15 protein-coding genes are annotated in these 16,548 nt (G+C 56.0%); 6 read left to right on the forward strand and 9 right to left on the reverse strand.

Translation table 11 applies throughout. The features are described from left to right. Both minD and minC read right to left on the reverse strand, forming a co-directional pair. On the reverse strand, positions 1–813 hold the full coding sequence (gene minD / locus ABVR31_RS08815; protein WP_021510042.1) for a septum site-determining protein MinD: 813 nt from the start codon (positions 811–813) through the stop codon (positions 1–3). Positions 814–846: 33 nt separating this feature from the next. Further along, positions 847–1,548 carry a septum site-determining protein MinC gene (minC, locus tag ABVR31_RS08820; RefSeq protein WP_260640118.1) on the reverse strand — a complete coding sequence of 234 codons (702 nt, stop codon included), beginning with the start codon at positions 1,546–1,548 and terminating at the stop codon, positions 847–849. A 153-nt stretch (positions 1,549–1,701) separates the two neighbouring features. Between minC and ABVR31_RS08825 the strand changes: the two genes are divergently transcribed. From ABVR31_RS08825 to ABVR31_RS08835, 3 genes are all read left to right on the forward strand, one after another. Further along, positions 1,702–1,977 carry a YcgL domain-containing protein gene (locus tag ABVR31_RS08825; RefSeq protein ID WP_141495373.1) on the forward strand — a complete coding sequence of 92 codons (276 nt, stop codon included), beginning with the start codon at positions 1,702–1,704 and terminating at the stop codon, positions 1,975–1,977. A 270-nt stretch (positions 1,978–2,247) separates the two neighbouring features. Beyond that, positions 2,248–2,907 carry a fumarylacetoacetate hydrolase family protein gene (locus ABVR31_RS08830; RefSeq protein ID WP_021510045.1) on the forward strand — a complete coding sequence of 220 codons (660 nt, stop codon included), beginning with the start codon at positions 2,248–2,250 and terminating at the stop codon, positions 2,905–2,907. 65 nt (positions 2,908–2,972) lie between these two features. Further along, complete coding sequence (locus tag ABVR31_RS08835; RefSeq protein ID WP_021510046.1) at positions 2,973–3,419, forward strand: YcgN family cysteine cluster protein; 447 nt, start codon at positions 2,973–2,975, stop codon at positions 3,417–3,419. A 57-nt stretch (positions 3,420–3,476) separates the two neighbouring features. On the opposite strand, the gene dsbB is transcribed toward ABVR31_RS08835, so the two are convergent. Then, a complete protein-coding gene (gene dsbB, locus ABVR31_RS08840; RefSeq protein ID WP_040679952.1) occupies positions 3,477–4,007 on the reverse strand; it encodes a disulfide bond formation protein DsbB in 531 nt (176 codons plus the stop codon). Between the two features lie 309 nt (positions 4,008–4,316). Between dsbB and fadR the strand changes: the two genes are divergently transcribed. Further along, positions 4,317–5,036, forward strand: a complete 720-nt coding sequence (fadR, locus tag ABVR31_RS08845; protein WP_058757728.1) for a fatty acid metabolism transcriptional regulator FadR — start codon at positions 4,317–4,319, stop codon at positions 5,034–5,036. A gap of 324 nt (positions 5,037–5,360) precedes the next feature. Here the strand turns inward: fadR and ABVR31_RS08850 are convergent, their stop codons facing one another. Beyond that, positions 5,361–6,896 carry a SpoVR family protein gene (locus ABVR31_RS08850; RefSeq protein ID WP_031280208.1) on the reverse strand — a complete coding sequence of 512 codons (1,536 nt, stop codon included), beginning with the start codon at positions 6,894–6,896 and terminating at the stop codon, positions 5,361–5,363. Positions 6,897–7,395: 499 nt separating this feature from the next. Here ABVR31_RS08850 and ABVR31_RS08855 point away from each other — a divergent pair, with 499 nt between their 5' ends. Together ABVR31_RS08855 and dadX are read left to right on the forward strand one after the other, a co-directional pair. Next, complete coding sequence (locus ABVR31_RS08855; RefSeq protein ID WP_058771249.1) at positions 7,396–8,697, forward strand: D-amino acid dehydrogenase; 1,302 nt, start codon at positions 7,396–7,398, stop codon at positions 8,695–8,697. A 21-nt stretch (positions 8,698–8,718) separates the two neighbouring features. After that, positions 8,719–9,789: a catabolic alanine racemase DadX gene (gene dadX / locus ABVR31_RS08860; protein ID WP_372772465.1), complete on the forward strand. Its 1,071-nt coding sequence runs from the start codon at positions 8,719–8,721 to the stop codon at positions 9,787–9,789. Here dadX and ABVR31_RS08865 read toward each other — a convergent pair. The 5 genes from ABVR31_RS08865 to ABVR31_RS08885 form a co-directional block, all read right to left on the reverse strand. Further along, positions 9,782–10,975, reverse strand: coding sequence for a multidrug effflux MFS transporter (locus ABVR31_RS08865; protein WP_372772467.1), 1,194 nt, complete (start codon positions 10,973–10,975; stop codon positions 9,782–9,784). The genes dadX and ABVR31_RS08865 overlap by 8 nt on opposite strands. 120 nt (positions 10,976–11,095) lie before the next feature. Then, positions 11,096–12,562, reverse strand: coding sequence for an undecaprenyl-phosphate galactose phosphotransferase WbaP (gene wbaP, locus ABVR31_RS08870; RefSeq protein ID WP_058757724.1), 1,467 nt, complete (start codon positions 12,560–12,562; stop codon positions 11,096–11,098). Between the two features lie 378 nt (positions 12,563–12,940). Next, entirely contained in the window at positions 12,941–13,174 is a 234-nt protein-coding gene (locus ABVR31_RS08875; RefSeq protein ID WP_021510054.1) for a DUF1480 family protein, read from the reverse strand. Positions 13,175–13,249: 75 nt separating this feature from the next. Next, complete coding sequence (locus ABVR31_RS08880; protein ID WP_021510055.1) at positions 13,250–14,977, reverse strand: potassium/proton antiporter; 1,728 nt, start codon at positions 14,975–14,977, stop codon at positions 13,250–13,252. Between the two features lie 231 nt (positions 14,978–15,208). Then, on the reverse strand, positions 15,209–16,483 hold the full coding sequence (locus tag ABVR31_RS08885; protein WP_372772470.1) for a YeaH/YhbH family protein: 1,275 nt from the start codon (positions 16,481–16,483) through the stop codon (positions 15,209–15,211). Between the last annotated feature and the right edge of the window lie 65 nt (positions 16,484–16,548).

Consider the following 16,548-nt stretch of genomic DNA (forward strand, 5'->3'; position numbering starts at 1 on the left):
TTATCCCCCGAACAGGCGTTTCAGGAAACCCTTCTTCTCTTCTTCGATAAAGCGGAAGGGGCGTTCTTCGCCAAGCAGGCGATCTACGGTATCAGCGTAAGCTTTACCGGCGTCAGAGTTTGCATCGAGGATCACGGGCTCACCCTGGTTAGACGCGCGCAGCACCGACTGATCTTCCGGAATCACGCCGACCAGAGGAATGCGCAGGATTTCCAGCACGTCTTCCATGCTCAGCATGTCGCCACGCGTTACGCGTCCCGGGTTATAGCGGGTCAGTAACAGGTGCTCTTTTACCGGCTCTTCGCTGTTTTCAGCGCGACGTGATTTCGACGAGATGATGCCGAGAATACGGTCTGAGTCACGCACGGAAGAGACTTCCGGGTTGGTGGTAATGATTGCTTCATCCGCGAAGTACAGCGCCATCAGCGCACCGGTTTCGATACCGGCCGGCGAGTCGCAGACGATAAAATCGAAATCCATTGCCGCCAGGTCGTTCAGCACTTTTTCCACGCCTTCGCGGGTCAGAGCATCTTTATCACGGGTTTGTGAGGCGGGCAGAATGTAAAGCTGCTCGGTGCGCTTGTCGCGAATCAGCGCCTGATTCAGCGTCGCATCGCCCTGGATAACGTTGACAAAGTCATACACCACGCGGCGTTCACAGCCCATGATCAGGTCGAGGTTACGCAGACCGATATCGAAATCGATCACCACGGTTTTTTTGCCTTTCTGCGCTAACCCTGTGGCGATGGCCGCGCTTGACGTGGTCTTGCCAACGCCCCCTTTACCCGATGTAACTACAATGATGCGTGCCATAAATGTTGATTTCCTTAACGAAAGAAAAGGGGCCTAATTAAGTGTCTGGATGGTGAGCGCGCCCTCTTTAAGGCACAGGCGCGCGGCTTTACCAAAGAATTCCGCCGGGATCTGGTCCATGATCCAGTATTCGCCGGCAATGGAGACCAACTCTGCTGACAGGTTGGTGCAAAAAATCTGGCAGTCGCGATCGCCGCTGGCACCGGCCAGCGCGCGGCCGCGCATCATGCCGTAAATATGAATGTTGCCGTCTGCCACCAGTTCGGCACCGGCGCTGACGCTGCTGGTGACGATCAAATCGGCGTTGCGCGCATAAATCTGCTGACCGGAACGCACTGGCGTATTGATGATCCGCGTTTTGCTGGCCGGTTCGCTGACCGGCGGCGCGACCGCTTCCGGCTCCGGCGCATCAGCGCGTTTGCGGTTCTCTTTACCCTCTGACAGCACCGGCAGGCCAGCGCGGGCAATCATCTTTTTCAGGGCTTCATCTTTACAGCCGCTCACGCCCACAATGCGTAAGCCGGTGGCGCTGACGGCCTGCTGCATCTGCTTCCAGTTGATGTCACCGTTCAGGGCTGACACGTTCAGCACCACCGGCGCGTTGTGCAGAAAAGCCGGGGCCTGGTCGATTTTGTCCTGCAGCGCCTGACGAATCACCTCGGGTTGCGAATGGTGCAGATGAACAACTGACAGGGTAAAACTGCTGCCCTTGAATTCGATTGGCGATTGCGACATCTGTCCTGACTCAGTCCTGTTTTACGACCCTGAAGTAAACGCCGATAAAATCGTCATTAACACCCGCGGGTCAATATTCGAAGTTCTGCAAGCATGTTATAGTTACTGCTATATTCAGGCAAGTGACGCCCTTAGTTAATTCGAGTAAAAAATATGTTTTGTGTGATCTATAGAAGCCCGCAACGCGACCAGACTTATCTGTATGTAGAAAAAAAAGACGATTTTTCGCGCGTCCCGGAAGAACTGCTGCGCGGCTTTGGCAAACCGCAGCTGGCGATGATGCTGTCGCTCGACCAGCGCGACAGGCTGGCCAACGCTGACATCAATAAAGTTAAGCAGGGTTTAAGCGAACAAGGTTATTATTTGCAGATCCCACCACCGGTTGAAAGTCTGCTCAACATTCATCTTGAACAGGGTAAAAAAGTTTAATTCAGATTCATCTGTAAAAATATATCCTGTAAATATAATCAGTGCTTCGGCATTAATTTAATTGCTCACCTTAACCCATTATTGTGGGCAATAATCGTTGTCTTAAGCGGCGGACCTGATGAACCGGGGAACGGCTTTTGCCGCTTTCCGTCACGTGCGCCGCGATAAACCCGCTAATATAGTGCTCAGCAGCCTGCCACGTTCCGGCGGCTGATGAGACATCTTCGCCAGCGCGGCTGGCACCTAACACAACTCAAGCAGGGGATTAGCATGTATCAGCATCGTAACTGGCAGGGCGCGCTGTTGGATTATCCGGTCAGCAAAGTGGTGTGCGTCGGCAGCAACTATGCAAAGCATATTAAAGAGATGGGCAGCGCCACCCCGAGTGAGCCGGTGGTATTTATCAAACCGGAAACCGCGGTGTGCGATTTGCGGCAGCCACTGTCGATCCCGGCCAGCTTTGGTGAGGTGCATCATGAAGTGGAGCTGGCGGTGCTGATTGGCGCTACCCTGAAGCAGGCCAGTGAAGAGCACGTGGCGAAAGCGATTGCCGGTTATGGCGTCGCGCTGGATTTAACGCTGCGCGATCTGCAAGCCGGGTTTAAGAAAGCCGGTCAGCCATGGGAGCGCGCCAAGAGTTTCGATAACTCCTGTCCGCTGTCCGGGTTTATCCCGGCGGCTGAATTCAGCGTCGATCCGCAGGATGCCGAACTCAAGCTGGTCATTAACGGCGAGGTGCGTCAGCACGGCACTACGGCAGATATGATCCACAAAATTCTGCCGCTGATTGCTTACATGAGCCAGTACTTCACGCTGCGCGCCGGTGACGTGGTGCTGACCGGCACGCCTGAAGGCGTGGGCCCGCTGCGCTCCGGCGATAAGCTGGAAGTGTCGCTGGCCGGTCACGGTATCAGCACCCGCGTACTGTAATACTTGCATCACCGCACCTGAAGCTTTATAAGGTGCGGTCTTGTTGCTCAACCCGGACCGCTATCATGACCGACCAACCTTTCTGGCAGACCAAACGCCTGGACCAAATGAACGACGCAGAGTGGGAATCGCTGTGCGACGGCTGTGGACAGTGCTGTCTGAACAAGTTGCAGGATGCGGATACCGATGAGATTTACTTCACCAACGTCGCCTGCAATCAGCTCAACATTAAGACCTGTCAGTGCCGCAATTATGAGCGTCGCTTCGAGTACGAAGAAGATTGCATCAAGCTGACGCGTGAGAATCTCACCACCTTTAACTGGCTGCCGCGCACCTGCGCTTACCGGCTGTTAGGGGAGGGCAAAACGCTGCCGGCGTGGCACCCGCTGATTGCCGGGTCGAAGAAGGCGATGCATGCTCAGCGTATTTCGGTGCGATACATCGCGGTGCGCGAGAGTGAAGTGCGCGACTGGGAAGAACACATTATAGACCGGCCGGATCGTAACGGCTGATAACGCAACAGGCAGCCGCGGCTGCCTGTTTTGTCTGAGACGTATTTTGACTGGGAATCAGCGACCAAACAAATCGCGACGTTTCGCTTTGAACGGTTGCGCAATCAATACCAGAATGCCCACCAGCAGATAAGCGGCAAAAATCACGATCATCCACTGCGGCATGCTCCAGGTCAGGAAAGTCCATCCGCGTTCGGCGCAGTCACCGCTGGCGACAAATACCGCCGGCAGCCATTTATCCAGCGGCAGCCAGCTCGGGAAGCGAGCAGCAAAATCGCAGGTCACAAACGGGTTGGGATGCAGCTGAATCATGGTGTGCTCATAAGAGAGGCGTACCCCTTCATAAGCGCTGTAGAGCCAGATGGCGATGGCGGCCCAGCGCAGCGGCGTTTTAGGCGCAATTGCACCCACCAGGCCGGCGCCCATGACGCCAAACAGCGCACAACGCTCATAGATACACATTACGCAGGGTTGCAGTCCCATCACGTGCTGAAAGAACAGCGCAACCAGTTCAAAAACCAGGGCGGTCAGGGCCATTAATAACCAGGCACCGCGTCCGCGTGAGCATTGATTCAAGTATCGCAACATATTGCTTTTCCCGTAGCCGTTAATGCATCGCAGTGTAAACCAAAAGCGTACCCGTGCCAGCCAGGCAGGCGGAAAAAATCATGTATAAAAATGACTTATCCCTGATCCACGCCAAAAAATCGTGGCTTTTAGCACACGGCATCAAAAGCGCCCAGGCAAGCGCAGCGTAACCCACGGCTTTTTTCGCTGCGCAGCTGCTGAATTTTGCGCCAGCGCGCGCTTTTAATCCGCTGGCAGGCTATTTCCGCTATGACCCCTCTGGTATGATGAGTGCTATTACGACAAAGAAAGCAACGAGAAATAAATGCTATGGTGATTAAGGCACAGAGCCCTGCAGGATTCGCTGAAGAGTACATAATTGAAAGCATCTGGAACAGCCGTTTTCCGCCGGGATCGATTCTTCCTGCCGAACGTGAGCTTTCTGAACTGATCGGCGTGACCCGCACCACTCTGCGTGAAGTGCTGCAGCGGCTGGCTCGTGATGGCTGGCTGACCATTCAGCATGGTAAACCCACCCGCGTCAATGATTTCTGGGAAACGTCTGGTCTTAATATCCTCGAAACGCTCGCCCGTCTTGACCACGACAGTGTGCCGCAGTTAATTGATAACCTGCTGTCAGTGCGCACAAATATCGCGTCTATCTTTATCAGCCGCGCGCTGCGTCATCATCCGGATAAGGCGCGTGAAGTGCTGGAGAGTGCGCTGAGCGAGGAAGATCAGGCTGAAGCCTATACCGAGCTTGATTACCGCGTGTTTCGCGGCCTGGCCTTCGCTTCCGGCAACCCGATTTACGGCCTGATTCTCAACGGTCTGAAAGGGCTGTACACCCGCGTTGGCCGCCATTACTTCTCAAATCCGGAAGCGCGTGAACTGGCGCGTAACTTTTATCGTCAGCTGGCGGATCTGTGTGGCAAACAGCCGACGCAGGATCAGATCGTCGACAGCGTGCGTAACTACGGCCGCCGCAGCGGTGAAATCTGGCACAGTATGCAGAAAAGCATGCCGGATGATTTGAGCAGTAAGCGTTAACAGCGTACAAACGTTTTACGGGTTCCTGTCCCGGACAGCCAGTATCCGCTGCTGCCGGGCTGCTCCTCGCGCCGCTTACGCGGTACCTTCGGCGTTCACGTTGCGCCTGACGGACCGGCCGGTATCGGTCTTCCTGACCGGCCCGGCCTGATTCCCGCCTCCCCGCGGGAATCTCCTGGCGCAACGTAAAAGCCTCAGCGCTGCGAATAGCCCGCCGCATCAGCGGATACTGACTGTCTGTGAAGTTGGTGCAGGATTATCTGTGAGATTAGGGGCTTACAACGCAGGATGATAAATGCTCGTCCCTGAGCATGGAGATTTTGTTTAAAGCGCTGGTCCGCGCGCCGGGCAGCGATCCAGCAGCTCCACGCTGCCATCTTCGTTCTGCTGTTCCAGATTGACATCAAAACCCCACAGCCGATGCACATGCTTCAGCACATCGCGACGGCTCTTATCGAGCGGGGCGCGCTGCTGCGGCACATAGCGTAGCGTCAGAGAACGGTCACCGCGCAGGTCAACGTTGTACACCTGAATATTGGGCTCCAGATTGCTCAGATTGTACTGCGCCGACAGCTGCTGACGAATCGCGCGATATCCCGCCTCATCATGAATGGCGGCAATCTCAAGATAGTTATTACGATCGTCGTCCATTACCGTAAACAGACGGAAATCCCGCATCACTTTCGGCGACAGGAACTGGCTGATGAAACTCTCGTCTTTAAACTCGCGCATGGCGAAATGCAGCGTCTTCAGCCAGTCGGAGCCGGCGATGTCCGGGAACCAGTAGCGATCTTCTTCGGTTGGCGACTGACAGATGCGCTTGATGTCCTGGAACATGGCAAAGCCCAGCGCATACGGGTTGATACCGTTATACCACTGGCTGTTATACGGCGGCTGATACACCACGTTGGTATGGCTGTGCAGGAACTCCATCATGAAGCGTTCCGACACTTTGCCCTCATCGTACAGGTGATTCAGGATGGTGTAGTGCCAGAAGGTCGCCCAGCCTTCATTCATCACCTGGGTCTGTTTCTGCGGGTAAAAATACTGGCTGACTTTACGCACAATGCGCAGCACTTCACGCTGCCACGACTCCAGCAGTGGCGCGTTCTTTTCCATAAAGTACAGCAGGTTTTCCTGCGGCTCAGAGGGATAGCGCGCCGCCTCGACCTGAGTAAACTCTTTCTCTTTGCGTGGCAGGGTGCGCCACAGCGTATTGACCTGGCTCTGCAGATACTCTTCCCGGCTTTTCTGCCGCGCTTTCTCTTCCTGCAGCGAAATCTTTTGCGGGCGTTTATAGCGATCGACGCCATAGTTCATCAGCGCATGACAGGAGTCCAGCAGCCGCTCGACCTCTTCCACGCCATAACGCTCTTCGCAATCAGAGATGTAGTTACGCGCGAACAGCAGGTAATCGACAATCGAGCTGGCATCGGTCCAGCTGCGGAACAGGTAGTTGTTTTTGAAGAAAGAGTTGTGGCCATAGCAGGCGTGCGCCATCACCAGCGCCTGCATGGTCATGGTGTTCTCTTCCATCAGATAAGCGATACAGGGATTCGAGTTAATGACGATCTCGTACGCCAGTCCCTGCTGGCCATGTTTATAGCGCTGCTCGGTTTCGATGAACTTCTTGCCGAACGACCAGTGGGCATAATTGATGGGCATCCCCACGCTGGAGTATGCATCCATCATCTGCTCAGAGGTGATCACTTCGATTTGGTGCGGATAGGTATCGAGCCCATAGCTTTTGGCCACGCGGTCGATCTCCGCCAGGTAGACATCAAGCAGTTCAAAGGTCCAGTCGGGACCGTCACTAAGTCGTTTGCTGTTGCGGGTTGGCTCGTCAAACATTGTCGTCATAGCGCACCTCTGTTTTGCAAGCGGCAGGCAACAGAGTGTCACCTGTCACGATCGTTTAAGGCTTCATCCTGAGAAAGACAGCCCAAAAAAACTGAGCGAACACTTCAATGATAGTCCACTGTCGCTTATCCGATGCGGGAACTCAATCGAATTCTTTTGGTACAAAATCATCATAATAGGCGTGCTTTGGTAGCTAATAAGGTGATGTGTTATCTGAGTTATAAATTGCAGCATTAAATCCTGTTTATAAGCGCGCGATATGACTGCGGCGCTTTCTCCTGAAAAAAGTGAGATGCTCTGCCTTTCGCATAATAATTCGCTGGTTAACGCTTTTAAGGCACAAAAAACTCTGATTTTGGCGCGACCGCATGATTTCAGTGTGCAGTTAAGTGAAAAACATGTGAAATGAAAGGGTCGAATGTAATATCAGTTCAGCCATCGGGTTATGCTAAACCCGATGGTGATACCAGTTAATTATGCTTTTCGCGATGAGGGGCTTATGCGCGTAGTCATTCTGGGTAGTGGTGTCGTAGGGGTAGCCAGTGCGTGGTATCTGGCGCAGGCGGGGCATGACGTCACCGTAATCGATCGCCAGCCCGGCGCGGCGCTGGAAACCAGTGCCGGCAATGCCGGGCAAATTTCGCCCGGCTATGCGGCACCCTGGGCGGCGCCCGGTGTACCGCTTAAGGCGGTAAAGTGGATGTTTCAGAAGCATGCGCCGCTGGCAGTGCGACTCGACGGCAGCAAATTCCAGCTGGAGTGGATGTGGAACATGCTACGCAACTGCGACATGCGTCACTACCAGGAAAATAAGGGCCGTATGGTGCGTATCGCCGAATACAGCCGCGACTGCCTGAAGGCATTGCGCAGCAGCACCGGTATCGCCTATGAAGGGCGCCAGGGCGGCACTTTGCAGCTGTTCCGCACGCAGCAACAGTTTGACAGCGCCAGCAAAGACATCGCGGTGCTGCGTGAAGCGGGTGTGCCTTATGAGCTGCTGGAAGCGCATCAGCTGCACAGCGTAGAGCCGGCGCTGGCGGGTACCGCGCACAAGCTGACCGGCGGCCTGCGCCTGCCGAATGACGAAACCGGTGACTGCCAGCTGTTTACCCAGCGGCTGGCGGCAATGGCAGCCGCAGCCGGCGTCACTTTCCGTTACGACACGTCAGTGGATCAGCTGTTGCGCGAAGGCAATCGCATCTATGGCGTGAAGTGCGGCGATGAGGTCATCAAAGCCGATGCTTACGTCGTGGCGTTTGGCTCTTACTCCACGGCGCTGCTGAAAGACATCGTGTCGATTCCGGTCTATCCGCTGAAAGGCTATTCCCTGACTATCCCGATCAAAGATCCGCAGGGCGCGCCGGTCTCCACCATCCTGGATGAAACCTATAAAGTGGCGGTGACACGCTTCGATGACCGCATTCGCGTCGGTGGCATGGCCGAAATCGTTGGTTTTAACACCAAACTGTTGCCGGCACGACGTGAAACGCTGGAGATGGTGGTCCGCGATCTCTATCCTGAAGGCGGGTATGTTGAACAGGCTACGTTCTGGACCGGACTGCGCCCGATGACGCCGGATGGCACGCCAATTGTCGGGCGCACGCCGCTGACCAATCTCTGGCTGAACACCGGGCACGGTACGCTGGGCTGGACGATGGCCTGTGGTTCCGGCCAGTTGCTGGCCGATCTGATTTCGGGACGTAAACCGGCCATCGCCGCCGACGACTTGTCGGTGCTGCGTTATCTGCCGGGCTTTGCGGCCCCGGCATCGCCGCTGCGTAATGCCAGCGCGACGCGCTGATACTTCAGGGAGAGTAAAAACATGTCACGTCCTACGGGTGCCACCATTAATCAACAGGCGCTGCGCCACAATCTGGCGATTGTGCGTCAGGCGGCACCGCACGCGCGCGTCTGGTCGGTGGTGAAGGCCAATGCCTACGGCCACGGCATTGCCCGCGTATGGCAGAGTCTGGCGGAAACCGATGGTTTCGCGCTGCTGAATATGGAAGAGGCGATCCTGCTGCGCGAGCAGGGCTGGAAAAAGCCAATTCTGCTGCTGGAAGGCTTCTTTCACGCCGATGACCTGACGCTGATCGATCGCTATCGCCTGACCACCAGCGTACACAGTAACTGGCAGATTCAGGCGCTGGCGAAGGCGCAGCTGTCGGCGCCAGTCGATGTTTATCTGAAGATCAACAGCGGCATGAACCGTCTCGGTTTTCGTCCGGAACAGGCACAGGCGGCCTGGCACAAGCTGCGTGCGTTGCCCAACGTGGGGGAAATGACGCTGATGGCGCACTTCGCCGATGCGGAAAACCCGCAGGGGCTGGTGGAACCGATGCAGCACGTCGAACAGGCGGCGGAAGGGCTGAACTGTCCGCGTTCGCTTGCCAACTCAGCGACTACGCTGTGGCATCCGCAGGCGCATTTTGACTGGGTGCGGCCCGGGATTATTCTTTATGGCGCGTCACCGAGCGGCGACTGGCAGGATATCGCCAGTACCGGTCTGCAGCCGGTAATGACGCTCAGCAGTGAAATTATTGGCATACAGCAGATCAGTGCCGGCGAGGGCGTTGGCTACGGTTATCGCTACCACGCGGCCGCGCCACAGCGTATCGGTATTGTAGCCTGTGGCTATGCTGACGGCTATCCGCGCCATGCGCCGACCGGTACGCCGGTCAGCGTTGATGGCATCCGCACGCAAACGCTTGGGGCGATCTCGATGGACATGATGATGATTGACCTCGAACCCTGCCCGCAGGCGGGTATCGGATCGCGCGTGGAGCTGTGGGGCAACGAGGTGAAAATTGATGAGGTGGCGAAAGCCGCCGGAACGGTAGGCTACGAGCTGATGTGTGCACTCGCGCCGCGCGTCCCGGTCACGCTTAGTTAAGCGCCGTCACTGTACCACGCATGTTCTTACTGCAGCGCCAGGCGATCAGCGCCAGCGCTGCACCCACCAGCATCATCAGCGCTAACGCTGATTTCTCTGCCACCGGCAGCGCCACCATCGCCAGGCTGCCACCCGCACCGCCCGCCATCTGAATAAATCCCTGCAGCGCCGCTGCCACACCCGCCTGCTGCTGATACGGCTCCAGCGCATAACTGGTGGCCGGCCCGACGGTGAAGGCCAGGCCGGCTACCGAGATCGCCACCGGAATCATGTACAGCGACCAGTGGGTTTGCCAGGCCGCAGGTAACAGCGTCATCCCCGCCACCAGCAGCAGCGCACCGAGTAGCATGGTGACAAACCCCATGGCGAGACAAAACGGGCGGCCCGCCTTGCGAATGGTTTTATTAACAAAGGCGCTGACCAGCATGATCCAGAAACCGTTGGCGCCAAAGGCAAAGGAGAATTGCAGCGGCGTCAGGCCACCTTCGGTCATCAACACGTGCGGCGCCAGCGAAACGTAGGTCAGCACCATGCCGAGCGCGCCCGCGTTGGCAAAGGCGAAAGCGAGAAAGCGCGGCTGCCGGGCGATGGCAGCATACTGCGCCAGCGGCAGTCCTTTGACGCGCAGCGTGTCCGCCGGACGCGTTTCCGGCAGTGCGACCACCACAATAATGGCAATCACCAGCGCATAGCCGCACAGGAACCAGAAGGGCGCACGCCAGCCATAGGCTTCCGCCAGAATACCGCCGAGCAGCGGTGCCAGCGCCGGCACGATGTTCAGCGCGCCATTGAGGAAACCATAAGCGCGCGCCGCGGCATCGCCGCTCAGCCGATCGCGCACGCCGCTAAATGCCACCACCGCACTACAGCATACCGCGCAGCCCTGAATCAGGCGCGCCAGGAAGAACACCGGCCAGACGGTGGCGGTTGCGGCCACTGCGCTGCCGATGATGTAGAGCGCGAGGCCGAACAGCGCGATCGGCTTACGGCCAAAATTATCCACCAGCGGACCAGTAACCAGCTGACCGATACCCATCACCAGCAAAAACAGCGGAATGGTGGTCTGGATCAGACTGACCGGGCTGTTAAGACCGTCGGCAATCTGCGGCAGCGTGGGGAGGTAGAGATCGATGCCCAGCGGTGCCAGCAGCACCAGGCTCAAAAGGAGTAGGGTAAACTTTTGCATTACGAACCAGTAACGTCCTGTTAAACAGGCGAGAAGGGTAATGAGTCTGCGGCCAAAAAGAAAGGGCTACAACGAAAAGGCGATGTCTGCCGGCACAGCGCAGACATCGCGTCGAGGGTATCAGTAAGCACCGTCGCGGCGCAGCACCACGCCAGCGGTTTTGAACAGGATGGCGATGTCAGTCCACAGCGCCCAGTTCTTCACGTACCAGGAGTCAAAATAGACGCGCGTGTCGTAGTCGATATCGTTACGCCCGCTGACCTGCCACAGACCGGTCATGCCCGGTTTGGCCATCAGATAGTAGTCGACATCGCCGGCGTAGCGTTCCAGCTCGGCTTCAATCACCGGACGCGGTCCCACCAGACTCATTTCGCCACGAATGACGTTCCACAGCTGGGGCAGTTCATCCAGGCTGGTTTTCCGCAGGAAGCCACCGATTTTGGTGATGCGCGGATCATTCTTCAGTTTGAAATCACGATCCCACTCAGCGCGCGCTTCGGCACTGGTGGCCAGCAGATTCTGCAGCACTTCCTGTGAGTTGGTCACCATTGAACGGAACTTCAGGCACTTAAACTTCACGCCATCCTGACCGACGCGTTCGTGGCCGTAAATGGCATTCCCGCCATCGCGCTTCACCATCCAGCACAGCAGACCGAACACCGGGGCAAGAAACAGCAGCAGCAGTGAGGCAACCACCACGTCGAAAGTGCGCTTGAGGAAACGCGAGGAGCGTTTCGCCAGGTTGTTACTGACGCGCAGGATCATCACTTCATGGCTGAAGATAAACGACATATCGGTGCCATACAGCGGCACACCGCGCAGCGTAGGGATAACCGAAATCGAGCGGCATTTCATCTTGGACAAAAACTTCAGCCATTTATCGCGCACCACCTGCTGTTCAAATTCGGTGGCGACGATAAATTGCGTGTTGTCACGGTCCATGGTTTGCCAGTTGATGTCTTTCCAGGTAATAACCGGCACGCCGTTAACACTTTCCTGGTGAGGCTCATCATCCAGCGAGATAAACGCCTGCACGTTATAGCCCAGAATCTCCTCGCTCTGCAGCGCCGCGTAGGCTTCCATGGCGTTCTTACCGGAGCCGATGATAATGGTCTCTTTTTGCCACTGGCCCGCGCGGTTAATGGCACGCTTCACGCCAGCGCGCATCAGCGGCAGCAGCAGCAGGGCATAGGTCCAGCTGAATACCCACACCATGCGCGAGAAGTCCCATTTGGAAAAGGCAATCAGTGCCAGATCCAGCAGCGAAAATACAAACAGCGTTTTGACGATTTCTTTCAGCTCAAACCAGAACGGTTTGCGGTAGGTGTAGTGGCGCATACGCACCCAGAACCAGGCCGTGCACAGCACTGACAGACCTAACTGTGCGACAAAGCGGTATTCAATTTGCTGCGGCGGAATAAAACTGTCCAGTTCTCCCCAAATACCCTGGACGGTGGCCGCGGATAAAAATAATGCCAGGTTCAGTGCAATTAAATCCGAAAAGCTGAGTGCCACTTTCGCGATGAGATTTTTGCGCAGTCCGCTCCACGAGCGGGTTGCATCGTTCATTACCAATGTACTTGCCATAAAACCTGCTCTCTTTTCTTAAGTAAAAGATGGCCTGACCAGAATCAAGTACGCGCTCAGGAGTCGTCCGCTGAAAGCAGAAATAAAATAATATTCAGCGAGATATGAGTCAGTGCTGCCATAAGCGCTGCATGGAAAGGGCCGTTTGAGACGTGATTTACGTCACGAAAAGCTGCAGCAACGTTTAAGAGTATGCAGGAGTTATTTGACAGAGTTAATATGGAAAGAGTCTGAAAAAACAATATTTGATTAAAGTACAGACCAGCTAATCTGTTGAAAAATAATATTAAAAGTAAAAGGTGCCATGAAATAACAGACTATTTTAAGACTACTTTTCGGAATGACCGCCAGTCAAAGTGAATGGCGGTGAGGAAAATATCAGGCCGGTTTTTTCAATACCCAGCGGTCTTGCTGCTTGTCATAGTGGCCGATCTGCAGATCGACCGGTTCGCCATCAATCCACGCCGGTACGCTGGTTTCATGATCCCAGCCGTCGAGCTGATAACTCAGGCCGGGGTTGGTATGGCAGGGAATGCCGACGGTATCCAGCTTCTCCACATCCATTACTGCATCGACGATCTCGTAACGACCAATCTTCACCACGTGTCCCATCATCTTCTCCCGTTTGCTGGGTGGAATAGTGATCATAGACGCTGACACGCAGTTTACGAGCGATACGGCCTCGGATTATTCCTTCTCTTCCCGCACGCGCACCCCAATTTTGACGATTTGGTTATCCTCTTTTTCCGCCACTGTCCACGTCAGTTGGTTCCACTCGACCTGATCTCCTACCACCGGCGTGCTGCCGAGCAGACCCATAATCAACTGGCCGAGCGACTGCTGATCGTTAGTCTCTTCATCAAGCTCGAGGCCATAGATCTGCGCGACATCGCGCAGGCGCGCCTCGGCATCAAGGATAAAGTCACCAAAGAAGCGCTGATCCAGCGCCACCGGCGGCGTCTGGCTGAACATTTTGCCAAGCGCCGGCAGGTCGCGCTCGCGGCCAATAACGCACAGCACGTCACCCTCTTTCAGACGCGTATTGCCGTTGGGGTGCATCAGCGCGTTATCGCGGAACAGGGCGGCAATACGCGTTTCGCGCGGCATTTGTAAATCGCGCAGCGCGGCGCCGACGCACCATTTGTCGGCGCTGAGCTGATAAACAAACTGCTCCCACGGATTTTCCGGATGGATATCCAGCCCGACGCGGCTGATGGGTGACGCGGTCGGCGGTACCACTACCTTAGCCCGTTTAGCGGCATAGCCCAGCGACGTGCCCTGCAGCATCAGAGATACCAGTACCACGAAGAAGGCGATATTGAAGTAGAGTTTTGAATTCTCCAGCCCGGCCATCATCGGGAACACCGCGAGGATAATCGGCACCGCACCGCGCAGGCCTACCCAGCTGATAAAGATGCGTTCACGTCCGGTAAAGCCTTTAAACGGCAGCAGCCCGACCAGAATCGACAGCGGACGCGCCACCAGAATCAGCCACAGCGAGAGAATCATCGCCGGCAGCGCGATATGCCACAGATCAGACGGCGTCACCAGCAGGCCAAGCACGATAAACATACCAATCTGGCTCAGCCAGGCCATGCCGTCGAAAGTTTGCAGAATGCCGTGGCGGTTACGAATCGGGCTGTTGCCCAGCAGGAAACCACACAGATAGACCGCCAGGATGCCGCTGCCTTCCATCACCGTGGTCAGGGCAAACACAATGATGCCGCCGCTCAGCGCCAGCAGCGGATAGAGCCCTTGCGCCAGGCTGATGCGGTTGATCAGTTGCTGCAGCGCCCAACCGCCGCCCAGTCCGAGCACAATGCCCAGGCCGAACTGCTGCACCAGATGCACCACAAACATCCAGCTCAGGCCGCTCTGCCCCTGCTGGATCATGTCGATCAGCGTAATGGTAAGAAACACCGCCATCGGATCGTTACTGCCTGATTCAATCTCCAGCGTGGAACTGACACGCTCGTTAAGCCCTTTGTCGCCCAGCAGTGAAAACACCGCTGCGGCGTCGGTCGAGCCGATAATGGCGCCAATCAGGAAGCCCTGCATCAGATCGAGCTTAAACAGCCAGGCGGCAGCCAGACCGGTGAGGCCGGCGGTAATCATCACGCCAACGGTGGCCAGCGACAGCGCCGGACCAAGCGCCACCTTGAACGAGCTGGCCTTGGTGCGCATGCCGCCATCAAGCAGAATGATGGCCAGCGCCAGGTTGGACACCAGATAGGCCACCGGATAGTTATCAAAAGCAATACCGCCGATGCCGTCCACGCCGGTCAGCATCCCCAGCGCCAGGAAGATCACCAGAATCGGGATACCGAGACGCGACGAGAAGGAACTCAGCAGAATACTTGCTGCGACCAGCACGGAACCAATAATGAACAAACTGTAAATCATGCTGGCATTCAACGGCGTTCTCCTGCGGCGGGGCATAAAAAAGCAAATTGCGGGCAATTCACACAGACAAGGTGAAAAGATAATGCCTTATCAATAGCTTGTCAGCGGTTAATTGCACATTTTTTCATTCTGTGGCGCGCTATCCCATAGAAGGTTAAATCCGCACAGAAAAACAGCAGGGTTTTCAGAGGGGTTAAGCCGGGCGGGGTAAAGAAAAAGCCGGTCGGTGACCGGCTGGTAAACTCAGGCTTCAGCGACCTGTTTATGGAAAAGCTCACGAAATACCGGGTAGATGTCTTCCGGCTCGCGGATGTGCTGAATGGCAAAGTTATCAAACATCGCCTGCAGATGCTCATACTCGCGCCACAGGGTTTGGTGCGCCCGTCGGGTAATCTCAATGTAGCTGTAGTAGCGCACCACCGGCAGAATATGCTTCGCCAGAATTTCATGACACAACGGTGAGTCATCCGCCCAGTTATCGCCGTCCGAGGCCTGCGCCGCATAGATATTCCACTGCGACGGGTCATAACGCTCTTTCACCACTTCGTCCATCAGCTTAAGCGCGCTGGAGACGATAGTGCCGCCGGTCTCCTGCGAGTAGAAGAACTCCTGTTCATCGACTTCTTTCGCCTGAGTATGGTGACGGATATACACCACATCGACGTTTTTGTAAGTCCGGCTAAGGAACAGATAGAGCAGGATATAAAAGCGTTTCGCCATATCCTTGGTTGCCTGGTCCATCGAGCCGGAAACGTCCATTAAGCAGAACATTACTGCCTGGCTGGACGGTTCAGGCCGCTTCTCGAAATTTTTGTAACGCAGGTCAAAGGTGTCGATAAACGGCACACGCTCAATGCGCGCCCGCAGTTCCGCAATCTCTTTACGCAGCCGCTCTTCTTCCAGTAATTGCGCCGGCTCGCTGTTTTCGACTTCACTCAGTGTGGCTTCCAGTTCGTGCAGCATACGACGTTTGCCTGCGGTCATGGCGGTTCGTCGCGCCAGCGAGTTTTGCAGCGAGCGTACCACGCTGATGTTGGCCGGCACGCCATTCGAGGTGAAGCCCGCGCGGTGAGTTTTGTACTCATTGAGCTGGCGATGCTGATTTTTGCGCAGGTTAGGCAGTGCTAAATCTTCAAACAGCAGGTCGAGGTACTCATCCTTGGAAATCTGAAACACAAACTCGTCCTGACCTTCTCCGTCCTGGCTGGCATTGCCCTGACCGCTGCTGCCGCCACCGCCGCCCTGCGGCCGCTCAATGCGGTCGTTTTGCACAAAGTGGTCGTTCCCCGGATGCACGCGATGGCGGCTGCCGCCGCGCCCCTGATGGAAAATCGGCTCGTTGATGTCGTCGATAGGAATCGACACCGATTCGCCACTCTCCACGTCGGTGACCGAACGCTTGTTGATGGCCTCGGAGATCGACTGTTTGATTTGCGACTTATAACGGCGCAAAAAGCGCTGCCGGTTGACCGCACTTTTATTCTTGCCGTTAAGACGCCGATCGATGAAATAGGCCATAAATTCCCCCAAACTAAGCTGTAAGCCAGGCCGGAACAGGTCCGGCCTCCTCAGGCGGCATGTGG

It is taken from the genome of Pantoea sp. WEP, assembly GCF_041678305.1.
Lineage (GTDB): Bacteria > Pseudomonadota > Gammaproteobacteria > Enterobacterales > Enterobacteriaceae > Pantoea > Pantoea dispersa.

Coding starts and splice junctions, on each gene's coding strand:
- dadX (WP_372772465.1), top strand. CDS start 8,719: ATGTCACGTCCTACGGGTGCCACCATTAATCAACAGGCGCTGCGCCAC.
- minD (WP_021510042.1), bottom strand. CDS start 813: ATGGCACGCATCATTGTAGTTACATCGGGTAAAGGGGGCGTTGGCAAG.
- ABVR31_RS08875 (WP_021510054.1), bottom strand. CDS start 13,174: ATGGGACACGTGGTGAAGATTGGTCGTTACGAGATCGTCGATGCAGTA.
- fadR (WP_058757728.1), top strand. CDS start 4,317: ATGGTGATTAAGGCACAGAGCCCTGCAGGATTCGCTGAAGAGTACATA.
- ABVR31_RS08825 (WP_141495373.1), top strand. CDS start 1,702: ATGTTTTGTGTGATCTATAGAAGCCCGCAACGCGACCAGACTTATCTG.
- minC (WP_260640118.1), bottom strand. CDS start 1,548: ATGTCGCAATCGCCAATCGAATTCAAGGGCAGCAGTTTTACCCTGTCA.
- ABVR31_RS08835 (WP_021510046.1), top strand. CDS start 2,973: ATGACCGACCAACCTTTCTGGCAGACCAAACGCCTGGACCAAATGAAC.
- ABVR31_RS08865 (WP_372772467.1), bottom strand. CDS start 10,975: ATGCAAAAGTTTACCCTACTCCTTTTGAGCCTGGTGCTGCTGGCACCG.
- wbaP (WP_058757724.1), bottom strand. CDS start 12,562: ATGGCAAGTACATTGGTAATGAACGATGCAACCCGCTCGTGGAGCGGA.
- dsbB (WP_040679952.1), bottom strand. CDS start 4,007: ATGTTGCGATACTTGAATCAATGCTCACGCGGACGCGGTGCCTGGTTA.
- ABVR31_RS08855 (WP_058771249.1), top strand. CDS start 7,396: ATGCGCGTAGTCATTCTGGGTAGTGGTGTCGTAGGGGTAGCCAGTGCG.
- ABVR31_RS08885 (WP_372772470.1), bottom strand. CDS start 16,483: ATGGCCTATTTCATCGATCGGCGTCTTAACGGCAAGAATAAAAGTGCG.
- ABVR31_RS08850 (WP_031280208.1), bottom strand. CDS start 6,896: ATGACGACAATGTTTGACGAGCCAACCCGCAACAGCAAACGACTTAGT.
- ABVR31_RS08830 (WP_021510045.1), top strand. CDS start 2,248: ATGTATCAGCATCGTAACTGGCAGGGCGCGCTGTTGGATTATCCGGTC.